The sequence below is a fragment of the Paenibacillus sp. FSL R5-0475 genome, from assembly GCF_038004585.1.
GTDB lineage: Bacteria > Bacillota > Bacilli > Paenibacillales > Paenibacillaceae > Paenibacillus_AQ.
The window spans coordinates 379,299-395,356 of the sequence record NZ_JBBORK010000001.1 but is presented as its reverse complement, the minus strand read 5'-3'; the positions used below and the strand labels follow the sequence as shown (position 1 = coordinate 395,356).

Genomic DNA, 16,058 nt, shown 5'->3' with positions numbered 1-16,058 from the left:
CGGATATCTTTTATACATATTAAGTTCAATCTTGCTAAATCATTCATACTTTTTTGGTGAAAACAAACAATTTTACACATAAATTTCTAATACTCTTTCCAAAAGTAGCAATATTGCCCTTCCAAATGACTTTATCTATTTACAATTTAGAACTCTTAGATTAATATTACTGTGTAAAGCAAACGGTTCCATAAGGAGGTTTCTATGACAGTTACCATTAAGGATGTGGCCAAGAAAGCGGGAGTATCTCCCTCCACGGTATCCCGGGTATTGTCCAATCACCCCAGAATCAGCCTGGAAACTTCCCGCAAGGTCAAAGCTATTATGGAAGATATGGGCTATACACCTAACATGATGGCTAAGAGTCTAGTGTCGAAAACTACAAATAGCATATGCTTCAGTCTTCCTAAACCAGCTGAAGAGCTGTTCTCAAATCTATTTTTTATGGAATTAATCCGAGGGATCGTTACACAAGCTAGCCGTTCCGGCTACGACGTGTTAATTAGCTCCGGAGCAAACGAGAAGGAAGAATTGGAAGCCGTTTCAAGACTTCTAAAGGGTCGTCGAGTAGATGGTGTTATTCTGCTTTACTCTCGTACAGATGATGCTGTTATTGATTTTCTAGAGAGTAACGATTATCCATTCGTACTGGTAGGCCGAAGTGATCGATATGAGAATATTTTATCTGTCGATAACGATAATGTGATGGCAGCATATGATGCTACTAACCACCTCATTTCAATGGGTCATGAACGTATTGGCTTCGTAAGTGGACCGCCTAATCTAATTGTTTCTCGCGATCGTCTCGCAGGATACCGTAAAGCATTGCTGAATAGCGGTCTTGAAATGCGTGATGAATGGATTGTAGAAGGTGAATTTCTACAGGATAGCGGATATAGAGCGATGTCTTTTTTCATGAATTTGCCTAATCGGCCTACTGCTCTAGTTGCAGTGGATGATATGGTATCGTTCGGAATTTTACGCGGATTGAATGAGCTGAAATACAAAGTGCCTGACGATCTCGCTATTGTGAGCTTTAACAATATTCCATTATCTGAATTATCCAGCCCTCCGATCAGTAGTATTGATATTGGAATTTATCATCTTGGCTACACTGCATCTCAGGTACTTATCCAGAATATCAAGAGTCCGAACCACGATGCTGGTTATACAAACCGATTTGTTATTCCACATCGCTTGATCGTGAGAGAGTCATCCATGTACTCTCATGCTAAGAACAAAACCGAATGAATAAGTGAAGCGATCAACGCTTCATTTATTTTTTGAAAATCTGTACAAACGTTTGCGCTAAATTACTAAAACTTCTTGATCCAGTTCTTTTCAGGGTGAATTTTCGAATCTGAGGTTAAGATAAACTTAACATCTTTAGCAAAGCTTATACGAATTGAAAGCAAATTCAGATACGATTACCCAATGGATCATGATACTGTCACAAATTTTAGGAGGTACTACAATGACGGAAATTAAAGCCTGCTTGTTCGATTTGGATGGTGTTATCGTTGATACTGCCAAATACCATTATATCGCATGGAAAGAGCTTGCAGATGGATTAGGGTTTCTCTTCACAGAACAAGATAACGAACGCCTTAAAGGAGTCAGCAGAACTGCCTCGCTAAATATTTTGCTGGAAATCGGCGGACTAACTATCGATGAAGAAGAGAAAGCTAAGCTTGCAGAACAGAAGAATAATCGATATGTCGAATATATTGCGAAAATGGACAGCTCAGAGATTTTGCCAGGTGCGCTTGATTTTCTGAAAGAGTGCCGTGAGAATGGCATCAAAGTTGCCCTCGGTTCTGCTAGTAAGAACGCAATGACGATATTAAATAATACCGGATTGACCCCTTACTTTGATGCAATCATCGATGGCACACACACAAGTGCTGCTAAACCTGATCCGGAAGTTTTTCTTTTAGGAGCTAAAGCACTTGGCGCTGATCCTAAACACTGTGTTGTCTTCGAAGATGCAGAAGCAGGAATTGAAGCTGCGTCGCGTGCTGGAATGTTCAGCGTTGGTATTGGTTCACCGGAAACGCTCAATGCGGCGAACATCGTCGTTCCATCGCTCGCTCATATGAGTGTGTCACAACTCAAAAAATCTTTTGCTTAAAGTCTAACGAACATTAATCAACTGAAAGTGTTAATGTGATTCGCCCTGCTGCATTCCACTTATAAATGAAATATGTATATCTAGAGGTACGCTTGAAGTGGAGATGGCGAAAGGATTGTGTAGAAGCGCTAGCGTTCGCCTTTGTCCCCAGATGCTCACCTTTAATTCTTCAAATTTAAGCATCTGGGGACAACAGCGATCGGAACAACCTTTCGCCAGCGGAGCGACTCACAAGCACCAAAGTAGAGATATAGTTCATTATATATCCCCACAACATATTTAAAGGAGCCGGTTATCGTGAAACAATATTTAACAATTGATGAATGGTCCATTATTGAAGAATCCTTTGATCCACAGACACAAGAAATCTCTGAAAGTGTATTTAGCCTTGGCAACGGATTTATGGGTGGTCGAGCTAATTTTGAAGAGCAATATAGTGGAAGTAGCCTACAAGGCAGCTACATGGCTGGCGTTTACTATCCTGACAAAACACGGGTCGGCTGGTGGAAGAACGGCTATCCTGAATATTTTGCTAAAGTACTGAACAGCACGAACTGGATCGGTATTAACATCGACATTGAAGGAACTCCTTTAGACCTGGCAAAATGTACGGTTTCCGATTTCCGTCGTGTTCTTAACATGAAGGAAGGTACGCTTTCCCGTTGTTTCACTGCCACACTCGAAGATGGTAAGGAAGTTAAAGTTGAGAGTATCCGATTCGTCAGCATGACTCGTCAAGAAATCGGTGCTATTCGTTACTCCATCATTCCTGTGAATTTCTCAGGCAAGATTACGATCACTCCTTATCTCGACGGTGACGTGAAGAACAAGGATTCCAACTACGACGAGAAATTCTGGAATGAAGTTGAGAAGCAAGCAGGCACTGAAGGTGGACACCTCACCCTTAAGACTAAAAAGCTCGATTTCCATGTAACCTCTGCTATGGCTTTTGATATCCTTATCAACGGTGAGAAAGTCAACGCTGATGCTGAAGCCATTGAACAAGAGAAATATGTAGCCAGCAAAATGAATGTATCCGTACAATCTGGCGATCAAGTCGTCATTTATAAATATGTTGCTAACGTAACCTCGCGTAATCACGGTCTTGGACAATTGGTCGATGCCGCTCAAACTGCTTTGCAAGCTGCTAAGGAAGCTGGTTTTGTAACCCTTCTGACAGAACAAATAGAAGCTTGGAGAGAGAAATGGAAAGAAAGCGACATCATTATTGAAGGTGACGTTTCGGCACAGCAAGCGATTCGTTTCAATATTTTCCAGCTAAACCAAACCTACAATGGTGAAGATGACCGTCTGAACATTGGACCTAAAGGCTTTACAGGTGAAAAATACGGCGGCAGCACTTACTGGGATACAGAGGCGTATTGCGTTCCCTTCTATCTCAGTACAGCAGACTCCTCTATTGCTCGCAACCTGTTGATCTACCGTTACAAGCATTTGGAGAAGGCTAAGGAAAATGCTCGTAAGCTTGGTTTCGCAAAAGGCGCATTGTACCCAATGGTTACAATGAATGGCGAAGAGTGCCACAATGAGTGGGAGATTACATTTGAAGAAATTCACCGTAACGGTGCCATTGCTTATGCGATTTACAACTATGTGAACTACACAGGAGACAAAGCTTATCTTGGTCAATATGGCCTTGAAGTTCTGGTGGAAATCTCCCGCTTCTGGGAAGAACGTGTTCACTATGCAAATCGTAAAGACAAATACGTGATGCTTGGCGTAACGGGACCTAATGAATATGAAAATAACGTAAATAATAACTGGTACACCAACCGGATGGCTTCCTGGACTATGGAATATACCTTAGAAGCTCTGGATTATCTGAAAAAGAACGAATCCACACGCTATGCAGAACTAGTTGACAAACTAGGACTCCAAGAGAGCGAAACCGCAAAATGGAATGATATCATTGCCAAAATGTATTATCCTGCGGATGAAGAACTGGGTATCTTCTTGCAACAAGATGGCTTCCTAGATAAAGAGATTATTCAAGTCAAGGATCTGGCAGCTGAGAACCTGCCGCTAAACCAAAAATGGTCTTGGGATCGTATCCTTCGTTCTTGCTTCATTAAACAAGCGGACGTTCTGCAGGGATTATATTTCCTAGGGGACCGTTACGATCTGGATACCAAAAAACGGAATTTCGACTTTTACGAGCCGATCACTGTTCATGAGTCCTCCCTATCCCCTTGTATCCACTCTATTCTAGCCAGCGAACTAGGATATAAGGATAAGGCTTATGAAATGTACCTGCGTACTTCAAGACTGGATCTTGATAACTATAACAATGATACTGAAGACGGCTTACACAGCACTAGTATGGCCGGAACTTGGATGTCAATCGTACATGGCTTTGGCGGATTACGTGTTCATGATGGCAGACTGACTCTAAGCCCATCGAACCCAGGTCACTGGACAGCGTACTCTTTCAAAATCATGTTCCGCGGCTCCCGTCTAAAAGTAAGCGTTTCGGACGCACAGGTTACGGTTACGAATGAAACTGATATTCCAGCTTCTATTACTATCTATGACAAAGAATATACCGTGAACGGACTAAGCAGCATCACTGCTGACAGCAATTCCGTCACAGTATAAACCGACACCACAAGAGACCCTTTGAAGCCAATAGCTTTTTAGGGTCTCTTTATTTTTTTCCTAAATGGATAACTTATATAAGGAGTGATTATTAATGAAAAGAACCTTTTGGAAGGAAGCTGTCGTTTATCAAATTTATCCACGCAGCTTTCAAGATAGTAATGGTGACGGTATTGGAGATCTGCAAGGCATCATTTCACGTCTGGATTATTTGCAGAAGCTCGGTGTCGATGTAGTTTGGTTGTCACCAGTATATAAATCGCCAAATGATGATAATGGTTATGACATCAGCGATTACGAAGATATTATGGATGAGTTCGGCACGCTAAAAGACTGGGAGGAACTACTGACTGGACTGCATGATCGTGGCATTAAGCTAATGATGGATCTTGTAATCAACCACTCTTCTGATGAACATCAATGGTTCGTAGAGTCCCGTTCGTCAAAAGATAATCCATACCGTGATTACTACATATGGCGTCCAGGTGGACCGAATGGCGAACGTCCAAACAATTGGAGTTCCATATTCAGCGGTCCGGCTTGGGAACTAGATGAGACTACCGGTGAATACTATCTACATCTGTTCTCACGCAAGCAACCGGATCTCAACTGGGACAATCCAAAGCTGCGCGATGAATTATACAAGATGATTACCTTCTGGCTCGACAAGGGTGTGGATGGATTGCGGATGGACGTCATTAATTTGATTTCTAAAGCAGAAGGGCTACCTTCCTTCCAAATCGAGGGCGAGGCGCCAGAGGAACTTGCTTGGGGTGGCGATTACTTTATGAATGGCCCCCGAGTCCATGAGTTTTTACATGAAATGAACCAAAAGGTTCTTTCAAGCTATGACATTATGACCGTCGGGGAAACGCCAGGGGCTTCAGTAGAGGATGCCGTTCTTTACACAGACGAAGATCGTGAAGAACTTCAAATGGTATTCCAATTCGAGCATATGGACGTAGATTCCGGCCCAGGAGGCAAATGGGATGTAGCCCCATGGACATTAACTAAACTGCGCGACATACTTCATAAATGGCAGGTCGGTCTGGCTGACAAGGGTTGGAATAGTCTGTACTTAAACAATCATGACCAGCCGCGTATGGTTTCACGATTTGGTGATGATGGGAAGTATCGCGTAATATCTGCCAAAATGCTCGCTACCTTACTACATACACTTAAAGGCACCCCTTATATTTACCAAGGTGAAGAAATTGGGATGACGAATGTAAAATTCACAACGCTGGAAGATTATAAAGACATCGAAATTCTGAATATGTACCGTGAAAAAGTAACTGAGGGTGGCGCAGATCATGAAACGATTCTGAACGCTATCCATGTCAAAGGCCGAGACAATGCCCGTACCCCAATGCAATGGGATGCATCTGCTAATGCTGGATTTTCAGAAGGAGAACCATGGCTCAAAGTAAATCCGATTTACAAGGAAATTAATGTGGAGCAAGCATTGGCGGATTCTGATTCAATCTTCTACTACTACCAGGAATTAATTGCTTTACGCAAAAAAAATCCGATTATGGTATATGGAGAATATAAGCTGCTACTGCCTGATCATGAGAACCTTTATGTTTATACAAGAACTTTAGAGGATGAACAATGGCTGATCCTGCTGAACTTCAACGAGGCCCCTCAAACCGTTGATCTCTCCGCTGAGCTGAGCACCGCTACTGATTTAATCATTGGAAATTACCCGGATGAATCACCCACACGAGAAATTCTGCGTCCTTACGAAGCAAGAGTGTACAGATTACAAAGCTGACTCTCTCCACCTTCCTGAGTTATACTATATAGGATGATTTTGTTAAGATCATTCTTCCATCAGCAACCTGTCATTAGAGAGCAAGGAATAACAGGATTTGCAAATGGTGGCATGATAGTATGAACTCAAAGGGAGATGGCAGGCTTGGAATGGCTTATCCGCATGAAAGAAGCTTTAGATTATATGGAGAGCAAAATGGAGGAAACCTTTAATATAGAAGATATAGCAAAGGTTGCTTATTCCTCCCCTTTTCACTTCCAGCGTATGTTCTACATGCTCACGGGAGTATCAGTCAAAGACTATATCCGTAAACGGAAACTAACTCTGGCGGCACAGGAACTCGCTATTTCTAAAGTTAAGGTGCTAGATGTCTCATTAAAATACGGATATGACTCTCCCGAGTCGTTTGCCAAAGCATTCCGCAAAGCACATGGAATTACTCCTTCTGCTGCGCGTGAGTCAGGGGTACAGCTCAAAGCCTTCCCTAGACTCTCCTTCCATCTATCACTGAAGGGAGATAAAGAAATGGACTACAGAATTGAGACAAGAGACGCTTTTAATGTTATCGGACTAGTAGAGGAAATGACAACGAAAGATGGGGAGAATTTACGCCGTATCCCCCAGCTGTGGATTGAAGCTAACGAAAATGGTACGTCGGATAAGCTGATTGAGATCGGTGTTGATAAGGACATCCTTGGTATTTGTAAAGATTTTAATCACGAAAAAGAAACCTTCTCCTATTGGATTGCTGTCGAAGCCTCTCCAGAGACGGACGCTCAGGGCTTTGCTTCTACGACGATACCAGCTGCGAGTTGGGCTGTGTTCACCTCAGTAGGGCCAATGCCGAATGCTATTCAGCAAGCATGGTCACGGATCTTTCAGGAGTGGTTCCCTGCAACAGGCTATGAGCATACAGGAGGACCCGAGTTTGAGCTATACCTTCCGGGAAGACCTGATGCAGAGGATTATCGCTGCGAGATCTGGATACCGGTTATGAAAAAAAATTAATGCTTACTTAGACTATTCGGAATTCCGGATAGTCTTTCTTTCTTTCAGAATTTCTACGATTTCATTTTGAGAATCGGCTTAATCTTGGTATAATAAATAGATTATGTGATTCAATAATGACTATTGTCGTCCGATTATCGGTGAAGGAGAAATTCATGTCTACTGTAAAAATATTTTCAGACAGCACTTCCGATTTGCCTCAAGGCTGGAAGGATACTTTTAATATCGGCATCGTTCCCCTTTACGTAGTGTTTGAAGAAGGAACCTACAAAGATGGTGAAGATATCACACCAGAAGAAGTGTATCGCCGTGTCGCAGCAAGCGGAGTATTGCCAAAGACAGCCGCGCCTTCGCCAGCTGACTTTATCGCCGCTTTTCATCCGGTAATTAGCCGTGGAGATGATATTGTATATATCAGTCTCTCCTCATCATTATCCTCTACATATCAGAATGCACTTTTGGCTGCTGGGGAATTCCCAGAGGGGCGTGTACAGGTTATTAATTCACAGACCTTATGTGGAGGCATCGCTCTTCTCGTTATGAAAGCTGTCAGAGCCGCTGAAAAAGGTTACAGTGCCATTGAGATTGCAGCTATGCTGAAGCAGAGTCGTAATCTTGTAGAAACAGAATTCGTGGTAGATACGCTAGATTACTTATATATGGGTGGACGCTGTTCAGGTATGCAGAATTTCATCGGTAGTCTGCTAAAAATTCGTCCTGTTCTTAGACTTGTAGACGGCAGCATCGTACCTACTAGTAAAATTCGTGGCAAAAAAGAAAAAGCCGTGGAACAAATGCTCCAGAACGCCTTGGTTAACGTCGAGCGGATGGATAAAGAGCTGCTCATCGTTGTTCATACCTTAGCGGAAGAAGATGCTCGCTATCTAGAGACAGCGATACGAGAGAAAACTCAAGTGAATGAGATCGCTATCCTCAACGCAGGTTGTGTTATTGGTAGCCATTGTGGCCCACATACTGTAGGTCTCATGTATATGCTTCAAGATTAATATTCTAACGCAAATCTCCGGTCATTGCTTCGTAAGTCAATGAACCGGGGATTTGTGCGTTTACCCCTCCTGATTTGAAGTTGAATTTATCTCGACCTCTTTTTTTATGAAGGGTAACATAAACCGGAATGTTGAACCTTTATTCTCTTCACTTTCTACAAAGATTGTCCCACCCATCAGCTCAACCAGCTGCTTACAAATAGCGAGTCCCAACCCTGTACCGCCATATTTACGGTTGATGATCGGGTGCAGCTGTGAGAAGGATTGAAATAATAAATTGAGTTTATTATCGGCAATCCCAACACCTGTATCACGGACAGAGAATTCCAATAAATATTCTTTTGAATCCGAAAGTGGAATGTTCTTAACCGATAGTGTTACGCTCCCATGTTCTGTGAATTTCAGAGCATTTCCTACAAGATTGACAATAATCTGTCGCAAACGGATCGGATCAGCCAGTAACGTTGTTGGAACACTCGTATCCGCCCACCACCGCAAGGCCAGCTTCTTCTCTTCGGCTTTAGGCGTAAATAAATCAATAATGTCCGATATCATCTCTCGAAGTTCAAACGATTCGGTTTGCAGTGGCATTTTACCCGCTTCCATCTTGCTGAAATCAAGAATGTCATTCAAGATCTGTAAAAGCGTGTAACTACAGCTTCGTAAAATCTCGACATACCCCCGCTGTTCTTCTCCAAGATCAGTTTCAAGTAAAAGATCTGACATCCCTATCATTCCATTCATCGGTGTCCGAATTTCATGACTCATCATCGCTAAGAAGTCAGATTTGGCTTGCGCCGCCTGTTCTGCAGATTCTTTAGCGCGAATGATTTCTTTCGCATTCGTGATATCACTAAAAGCAATAACTGCTCCTGAGATCATCCCCCCATCCATAAGAGGCGACACCCGATAATTGACAAAAAAGCTGGTTCCATCCTTACGCCAGAAGATCTCATCGTCTTTCCTGCGGATAATTCCATCTGCAATTGTAAGACTAATCTGACAATCAGGGGTTGAATAACGTGAGCCATCGCCTTGGATTTGATGAATATATTCCATCAGCTTCAGGCCAACCAATTCTGTAGGCTGGTAACCTAACATATCTGCTCCCTCACGGTTAATAAAGAGCGTTCGCCCTATATTATCTAGTACGAATATTCCAGCTGAGACGGAGTTCAGAATAAGGTTCGCTCGTTTATCTTCGACTTCAGCAGCAAAAGTAGATTTGAAGTTTGACTCTAGTTCTACCTTATTCGATAATTTAGCATGAAAAGAATCTGCTAATGCGTTTAGCCAGTCATGTAACCCTTCCGAATAATGATGATAGTTGCTGTTATCCACTTGTATGATCGCGAATACCCCAACAATTCCCTCGTCTATCGTTATAGGAATAAAGTTTCCCTTCACAACGTCCGCTTTGGGATTGTTCAGATCTTGCAATTCAAAGCTAGAGGGATTCCCTTGCAGGGCAGCCTCAAAACTAGCTACATCAACAAGGTATATTCTTTTAAGTGCTGTCAGACCTATATCTTGGAACGATGCTTCTGCACTGGATTCTAGATAGAACGTACGATTCGTTCCTACGCAGTGACCTTGCCGATCCAACACAAATATCAAATTAGGATGATGGTCATATAACGATTTATAAGCGCTCTCTTCCGAAAGCAATCGTGTTAGAATGGACGTCCAGTCTTTATCCACAATTCATTTCACCTCAGGCTCTCTCATCCATTATCATTACCCTAAAATGAGCGGAAATCATCTTAAATTTTAAATTCTTCTATTTTGACCATTATAGCAAATATACTTTAATCGGTCGCAGATAAACACTAAATCCCCCTTTAGAACCCGACCACGATGACTTACACATCGTACTGAGATTCTTAAGAGGGATTTCTATAAATATTTTAGGCTATATCTTTATGGTCAATATTGCGAATCGCCATATAGGCAATACCTGCTCCAATCAAGCCAAGCGAGATCGACACCGCCGCTAAATTACCTAAGCGTGCTTGATCAAATCCACCAGAAATTAGGGACGTAACTAACACCGCCGAGACGATGGTGGCAGGAACTGATTTTTTCTTCATTCCAAAGTACAAAGGAATCAGAGCAATACCCGCTGCGTAAAATGCGTTTGCGCCTAACTTGATCAGCTCTGAAGTGATTATAGGAAGGTTTAACTCACCCGGGATAAGCCCTACAAACGAATTAAATCCTATTAGCATAGCTCCAACTACAATGTCTGACACGATGATGGCAACAAATGTGAAGGCGAACACTATCAATATTTTCGCAGTCATTAGCTTTTTACGTGAGATAGGGTACATGAAGAGAAGAGTAATAGTGTTGTTCTTATACTCATCAATCACCAGCTTGCTAATAATAACGGAAGCGAAAATAATATAAGCAGCCTTAACAAAAACGAACACACCTTCAAACATATCTGCGTAAGAAGCGAACGACGGTTCATTCTCATTTCGATCAACGAATAAAACCATAATCATAAACCCAAGAATAGCGAGATTGACGATTGCTGCCCCTGTAAGAAGAGTCTTTAGCTTATTCTTCCGAATCTCCAAAGATATTAATTTAAGCAACGCCTTCACCCCCAATCAATTGTAAAAAATAATCTTCCAGCGTATGTTGTTTCTTGCTGATGCTCTCAATCTCCACGTCTGCTAGCACTAACGCCTTATTCAGATTACGTTGTGAGATACCACCGTCATAAATTCTTACTGTAATATGATCTAGTACTTTGAAGTTATTGAGGCCAAGCTTGTGCTCCAACACGTACACTGCTTTGTTAATCTCATTCGTAACCACTTCGATATATTCTGTATTTTGACCGCGAATGGAATCCATCGCCACCTCTTCTACCAGAGCACCCTGCCGGATCACACCGATAGTATCAGCAATCTGCTCGATTTCCCCCAGAATATGACTAGATACAAGTAACGTCATTCCATATTCACGGCTAAGCATCCGGAACACTTCACGCATCTCTTTGATTCCCACAGGGTCTAGTCCATTAATCGGCTCATCCAGAATGAGTAGCTCCGGTTTCGTCATAAAGGCTCTGGCAATACCAAGGCGCTGCTTCATCCCAAGCGAAAATTGCTTCACCGGCTTTTTATCAATACCCGTAAGCTTTACCAGCTCCAGCGCTTCCCCAATCGCTTGCGGATCATAATAGCCCATGTATTCTCCATGCAGGATCAGGTTTTCCTTGGCTGTGAGTTTATCATAGAACACTGGATATTCAATGATGCAGCCCATCCGTTTGAGCATTTCATACGAATGATTTGTCATTTTTTCATTAAAAAATTCAATCTCGCCACTCGTCGGCTTAACGAGGTTCGTGATCATTTTCATGACCGTTGTTTTGCCGGCACCGTTCGGTCCAAGAAAGCCATAAATTTCACCTTGTTTAATATTCATATTCACATTGCTAACGGCTTCTTTGCCTTGGTAGGTTTTCGTTAAATTTCTTGTTCGAAGTATCGTAGTCATTTCCGTGCTCCCCTTTGTTTTCGTCTCGTCTTCCTTAGTTCTTATTGTACACAGCAGAATTTTCTTTTTTATTACTCGATTCTTACAAAAATCTTAAGCTGCACACAATTTCATTCTTTAGAAGCTTAATCTACGAAAAGAAAGGGTAAATACTGTTCTCACAAACGGTTGACTAACCAGTGTAATGGTACCATTCATCTGCTCCGTTAATCTTTTGGTGATCGTCAGACCCAGACCACTCCCTTGATATGATCGATTTCTCGAATCCTCCAGTGTATAGAGCCGTTCGAATACTTTATCCTGGTGAACTTCACTAATGCCTTTTCCCCTGTCCCAAACATCTATGTATACTTTGTTCTTATCACTATAGAGTTTCAAACCTAATACGCCTCCGGCATCCCCGTAAGCAATCGCATTCGATAACAAATTGGTCAATATCCGGTCAAGCGCCTCTTCGTTTCCCATGAAATAAAGCGAGTCATCAGGGATTTCTATCTCCACCTCACTGCCCTTGGCGCTAAGGATATCATAGAAAGAGAGAATATTACGTCTGCACACCTCACCTGCCTCAACACGTGTAAGATTGATTTCCCGATCCCCTGATTCCAGCTTAGCCAAGTCAAAGAACTTGTTCATCAATTGGATCACTTCATTTGCTTTTTGGTGAATCGTATTCATCATACGTTCCCGTTCTTCGGCTGGCATATGTTCATCCTGCTGAATCGTCTCAATATAACCGAGTACTACCGTTAGCGGAGTCTTAAGATCGTGGGAAATGTTCGACAACATATTACGCATGGACTTCTCCAGCTTCACGCGCTCAATGCTTCCTTTATGATTAATGTCGAGCAGCCGATTTAGATCAATCAGCACACTTTGCAGCTCCACATTACTACTGAATAACAGCAGTCTTTCGTGTGAACCTTCAGCCATGATGCTACTTAGCTTGTCATGAATATATTTCAGGTCTCTGGAAGCTTTACGTGAATGCTGATATTGCCATACAATGACGACGAGCAGGAGTACAATGACCACACTAAGCGCCATGCTCATTATAGCTGCTCTCCCAGCTTATATCCGATCCCCCACAACGTCTTGATGTACTCTGGATGCGAGGGGTCATCTTCTATTTTTTCGCGTAATCTTCTCATATGTACATTAATAACGTTCTCATCTCCGAAATAATCATCTGCCCATACGCTAGCATAAATCTGCGCTTTGGTGAAGACCCTGCCCGGATGCGTAACGAACAGCTTAAGAATATGAAATTCCTTAGACGTTAACTTCACCTCTTCCCCGTTCTTTAGCGCAGAGAAATTATCCAAATCTACAGTCAGGCCACCAATGGAAATTTTTTGCTTCGCAGGAATTGGAGCTTCCGGTTGGATGGTGGGGGTAGCATAACCCGCTCTTCGAATCGCAGCCTTCACTCTTGCAGCTAATTCGATCATTGAAAATGGCTTGGTAATATAATCATCCGCCCCAAAGCCAAGTCCAAGCGCTTTATCCACATCGCTGTCCTTGGCTGACATGATCAACACCGGAACTAGACTTGTCGCACGGATCGTCTGGAGAATATCAGTACCGCTGCGCTTGGGCAGCATGAGATCTAATAATACAAGATCAAAAGGATTACTAGTACGGAATGTCCTTTCCGCTACTTCACCATCGAACGCCGTTTCCACTTCATAGCCCTCTTTTACTAAATAGGACCTAACCATTTCACTAATTGCTTCGTCATCTTCAATTAACAATATTCGGTGCATGAATGCTGCCTCCAATGATCTGAGAATAAAAATTAGTTAAAAACTTAAGGTATTTCTTTAAGGTAAACATGACTGCGGTGAATGTTTGGACTTCCGGTCGCTGTTGTCCCCAGATTTCTTGATTATATACCGTGTTTCACGGTTGAAATCCGGTGAGCCTATGCTTCCGGAGCGAGCTTTCCTACGGAAAGCTTTCAGGCGAACGCTATCGCTCCTACAGTTCCAAAATCCCCCTCCGCCACTCTTCCTTTTTAGAATGTTTTAGTTCAACTTATTTAAATTATTCATAATGCCCCTTAACCTCAGGCAGTTCCTTATAAATGCTTCCGGCCTGCACGATCTTAATGATCGCTTGGGCTAGTTCAGTCATCTGACCGTCATCCTCAGTATTCTGGCATTCCGTCCACTGATAATGACGCTCTCCACTATTAATCTGAACCGATAAATCGTAACTTACAACAGGTTTCCGATTACACTCGGTAGATAACTCTTTTTCATCTAAGTAATTCGCTAGAACCATTTCTTTATAGATTTGTCCACGTTCCTGTTCAGAAAGCTCAAAATCACTAACCTCGACTACTTCCCCATTCTGGAGATCTTTGACCAACTTCTTCTCTATCGTATTAATTTCGTTCTTTTGGTTCACACCATATTTTAAAACAAACTCAAACTTATCTTGTTTCGTGACGTCAAAAGAAATCTGTAGCAGCTCGATCTTTGCTTGTTCGCCCTCGCAGCCCGTTAAGGTATACGACAGAAGTTTATCCGTTTCGTTTCTAACAAGGTTCTGACAAGTGTATGTGGTTATTTGGGGACTACCAAACGTATCTTCGGAATTATCATGCCGCATTTCAATCCCTTGGTCAGTATATTTCAAGTCATTAAAGATCGGATCACCCTCAATTGTGTAATGAACCACACGCTGCTTACCCGCTTTATTTTGGATAAAAGCATCCAGCTTCTTAAGATTCTTAACAATCATTCCATGGCTGTTTATCACATCTTCTTGTTCATTAATGGTAGTTGTGAATTTGTCTTCTCCATTGGATGGCTGGTTAAAGCAACCGGTTACTATAAGCGCTATAAAAATCAGAAGAATACCGCTCGATCTCATCGATCATAACCTCCTTAAACACTCCATAAGTAGAATCATTTGTTAAAGTATACCAATAATAACGGGGGCTGGGTATCCCTTCAGAGGGATATCTGATGATAGAGAGATTGATAGGAATTTAAACTAGATAGCAAAAAAAGCTGATTGGATATCCAATCAGCTGTGCTTTTGTACCTCAGAAATCTCCTCAATATCTATCGCACTATATGCTTAACCTCTTTGTGAGTCTACGGAAATTCTCCGGCTCTTAATGCAAGAAATGCATCAGGAACGGTGCTGCTACTGCGCCACCTAACATACTAGTCCCAAATATTGCCCAGTCATTTAAAATATGTGCAATGATCGATGTCCAGATATTCTTTGTTTTCATGTAAGCAAGCGTTAGAATAATTCGAGCGATTCCGATTCCCAGAATGGCCTGAGCAAAATTAAAATTGTACGTTTTTAAGTGTAGTGCACCAAAAATGAGCGCTGTTACGATTAATGCAATAAACACGGACGCCTTGCGTGACATTTTAAAGCCAATAAAGCAAAGCTGCATAATCGCCAGGAATGGCAAGATCGTTAACAATTCCTCGCCAATTAATTGAAATCCTGAGAAGAACAATGTCCAGAGCTTCTCACCTGTTGAAAGGGTATCCCCATGACCTAGCACCGCATTTACTGTTACAGCTCCCATCGATGAAAGCAGCGCAGCTACCCCCAACGTTACGATGAAATTAATAATAAAGAATAAAATCCCGTATAATACATGACTTACTTCAGGCTTTTTGAAGAGAATTCCTAACTTCCCTTTGGTTGCCCACACTAATGCGATTAACGGAAACAGCGTGAATAGAAACGGAGCAATCTTGCTCTGCACTTCATTAGGCAGAAAAGGAATCTCTACTGTCATTGTTAAATAGCCTACAACGATACTTGCAAGGATCACTACCCATTTGCCAATAGGCATGAAATACGGCTGTCCATTATACAAAGGATAATCAACGGTTTGTTTTACTTTTGTCATGTTGCACGACCTTCCAACGCTTATTATTATACTGTGAATCCTATCACTGGAATATGAACTATAAATGAACCGACAAGTTCATTTATAATCCCTGATGAAATGCTCAATTTCTGGCCA

At 42.1% G+C, this 16,058-nt stretch carries 13 protein-coding genes; 6 read left to right on the top strand and 7 right to left on the bottom strand.

Annotation, left to right across the window (positions count from 1 at the left end; translation table 11 throughout):
• The first annotated feature begins 204 nt into the window (after positions 1 to 204).
• From MKX41_RS01570 to MKX41_RS01545, 6 genes are all read left to right on the top strand, one after another.
• Positions 205 to 1,251 (top strand): LacI family DNA-binding transcriptional regulator, encoded by a 1,047-nt coding sequence (locus MKX41_RS01570; RefSeq protein WP_042186323.1) that lies wholly within the window; start codon positions 205 to 207, stop codon positions 1,249 to 1,251.
• Positions 1,252 to 1,474: 223 nt separating this feature from the next.
• Complete coding sequence (gene pgmB / locus MKX41_RS01565) at positions 1,475 to 2,131, top strand: beta-phosphoglucomutase (RefSeq protein ID WP_042186321.1); 657 nt, start codon at positions 1,475 to 1,477, stop codon at positions 2,129 to 2,131.
• A gap of 297 nt (positions 2,132 to 2,428) precedes the next feature.
• On the top strand, positions 2,429 to 4,747 hold the full coding sequence (locus MKX41_RS01560) for a glycoside hydrolase family 65 protein (protein WP_340968331.1): 2,319 nt from the start codon (positions 2,429 to 2,431) through the stop codon (positions 4,745 to 4,747).
• A 94-nt stretch (positions 4,748 to 4,841) separates the two neighbouring features.
• A complete protein-coding gene (locus MKX41_RS01555) occupies positions 4,842 to 6,524 on the top strand; it encodes a glycoside hydrolase family 13 protein (protein ID WP_340968330.1) in 1,683 nt (560 codons plus the stop codon).
• A 144-nt stretch (positions 6,525 to 6,668) separates the two neighbouring features.
• Positions 6,669 to 7,532, top strand: coding sequence for an AraC family transcriptional regulator (locus tag MKX41_RS01550; RefSeq protein ID WP_188114583.1), 864 nt, complete (start codon positions 6,669 to 6,671; stop codon positions 7,530 to 7,532).
• A gap of 155 nt (positions 7,533 to 7,687) precedes the next feature.
• Positions 7,688 to 8,539, top strand: a complete 852-nt coding sequence (locus tag MKX41_RS01545) for a DegV family protein (protein ID WP_340968327.1) — start codon at positions 7,688 to 7,690, stop codon at positions 8,537 to 8,539.
• Between the two features lie 60 nt (positions 8,540 to 8,599).
• On the opposite strand, the gene MKX41_RS01540 is transcribed toward MKX41_RS01545, so the two are convergent.
• From MKX41_RS01540 to MKX41_RS01510, 7 genes are all read right to left on the bottom strand, one after another.
• Positions 8,600 to 10,240, bottom strand: a complete 1,641-nt coding sequence (locus MKX41_RS01540; RefSeq protein ID WP_340968326.1) for a PAS domain-containing sensor histidine kinase — start codon at positions 10,238 to 10,240, stop codon at positions 8,600 to 8,602.
• A gap of 206 nt (positions 10,241 to 10,446) precedes the next feature.
• Positions 10,447 to 11,148, bottom strand: coding sequence for an ABC transporter permease (locus MKX41_RS01535; protein ID WP_339246370.1), 702 nt, complete (start codon positions 11,146 to 11,148; stop codon positions 10,447 to 10,449).
• The gene (locus MKX41_RS01530) at positions 11,132 to 12,052 is read right to left on the bottom strand and encodes an ABC transporter ATP-binding protein (RefSeq protein ID WP_339269859.1); all 921 of its coding nucleotides are present in this window, start codon (positions 12,050 to 12,052) and stop codon (positions 11,132 to 11,134) included. The genes MKX41_RS01535 and MKX41_RS01530 overlap by 17 nt, the downstream gene beginning before the upstream one ends.
• 117 nt (positions 12,053 to 12,169) lie before the next feature.
• Complete coding sequence (locus tag MKX41_RS01525) at positions 12,170 to 13,105, bottom strand: sensor histidine kinase (protein WP_339269857.1); 936 nt, start codon at positions 13,103 to 13,105, stop codon at positions 12,170 to 12,172.
• Positions 13,105 to 13,818 (bottom strand): response regulator transcription factor, encoded by a 714-nt coding sequence (locus MKX41_RS01520; RefSeq protein ID WP_076284202.1) that lies wholly within the window; start codon positions 13,816 to 13,818, stop codon positions 13,105 to 13,107. The genes MKX41_RS01525 and MKX41_RS01520 overlap by 1 nt, the downstream gene beginning before the upstream one ends.
• Positions 13,819 to 14,098: 280 nt before the next feature.
• Complete coding sequence (locus MKX41_RS01515; protein ID WP_340968324.1) at positions 14,099 to 14,932, bottom strand: DUF4362 domain-containing protein; 834 nt, start codon at positions 14,930 to 14,932, stop codon at positions 14,099 to 14,101.
• A gap of 247 nt (positions 14,933 to 15,179) precedes the next feature.
• Positions 15,180 to 15,941 (bottom strand): CPBP family intramembrane glutamic endopeptidase, encoded by a 762-nt coding sequence (locus MKX41_RS01510; RefSeq protein WP_042186303.1) that lies wholly within the window; start codon positions 15,939 to 15,941, stop codon positions 15,180 to 15,182.
• Positions 15,942 to 16,058 lie beyond the last annotated feature (117 nt).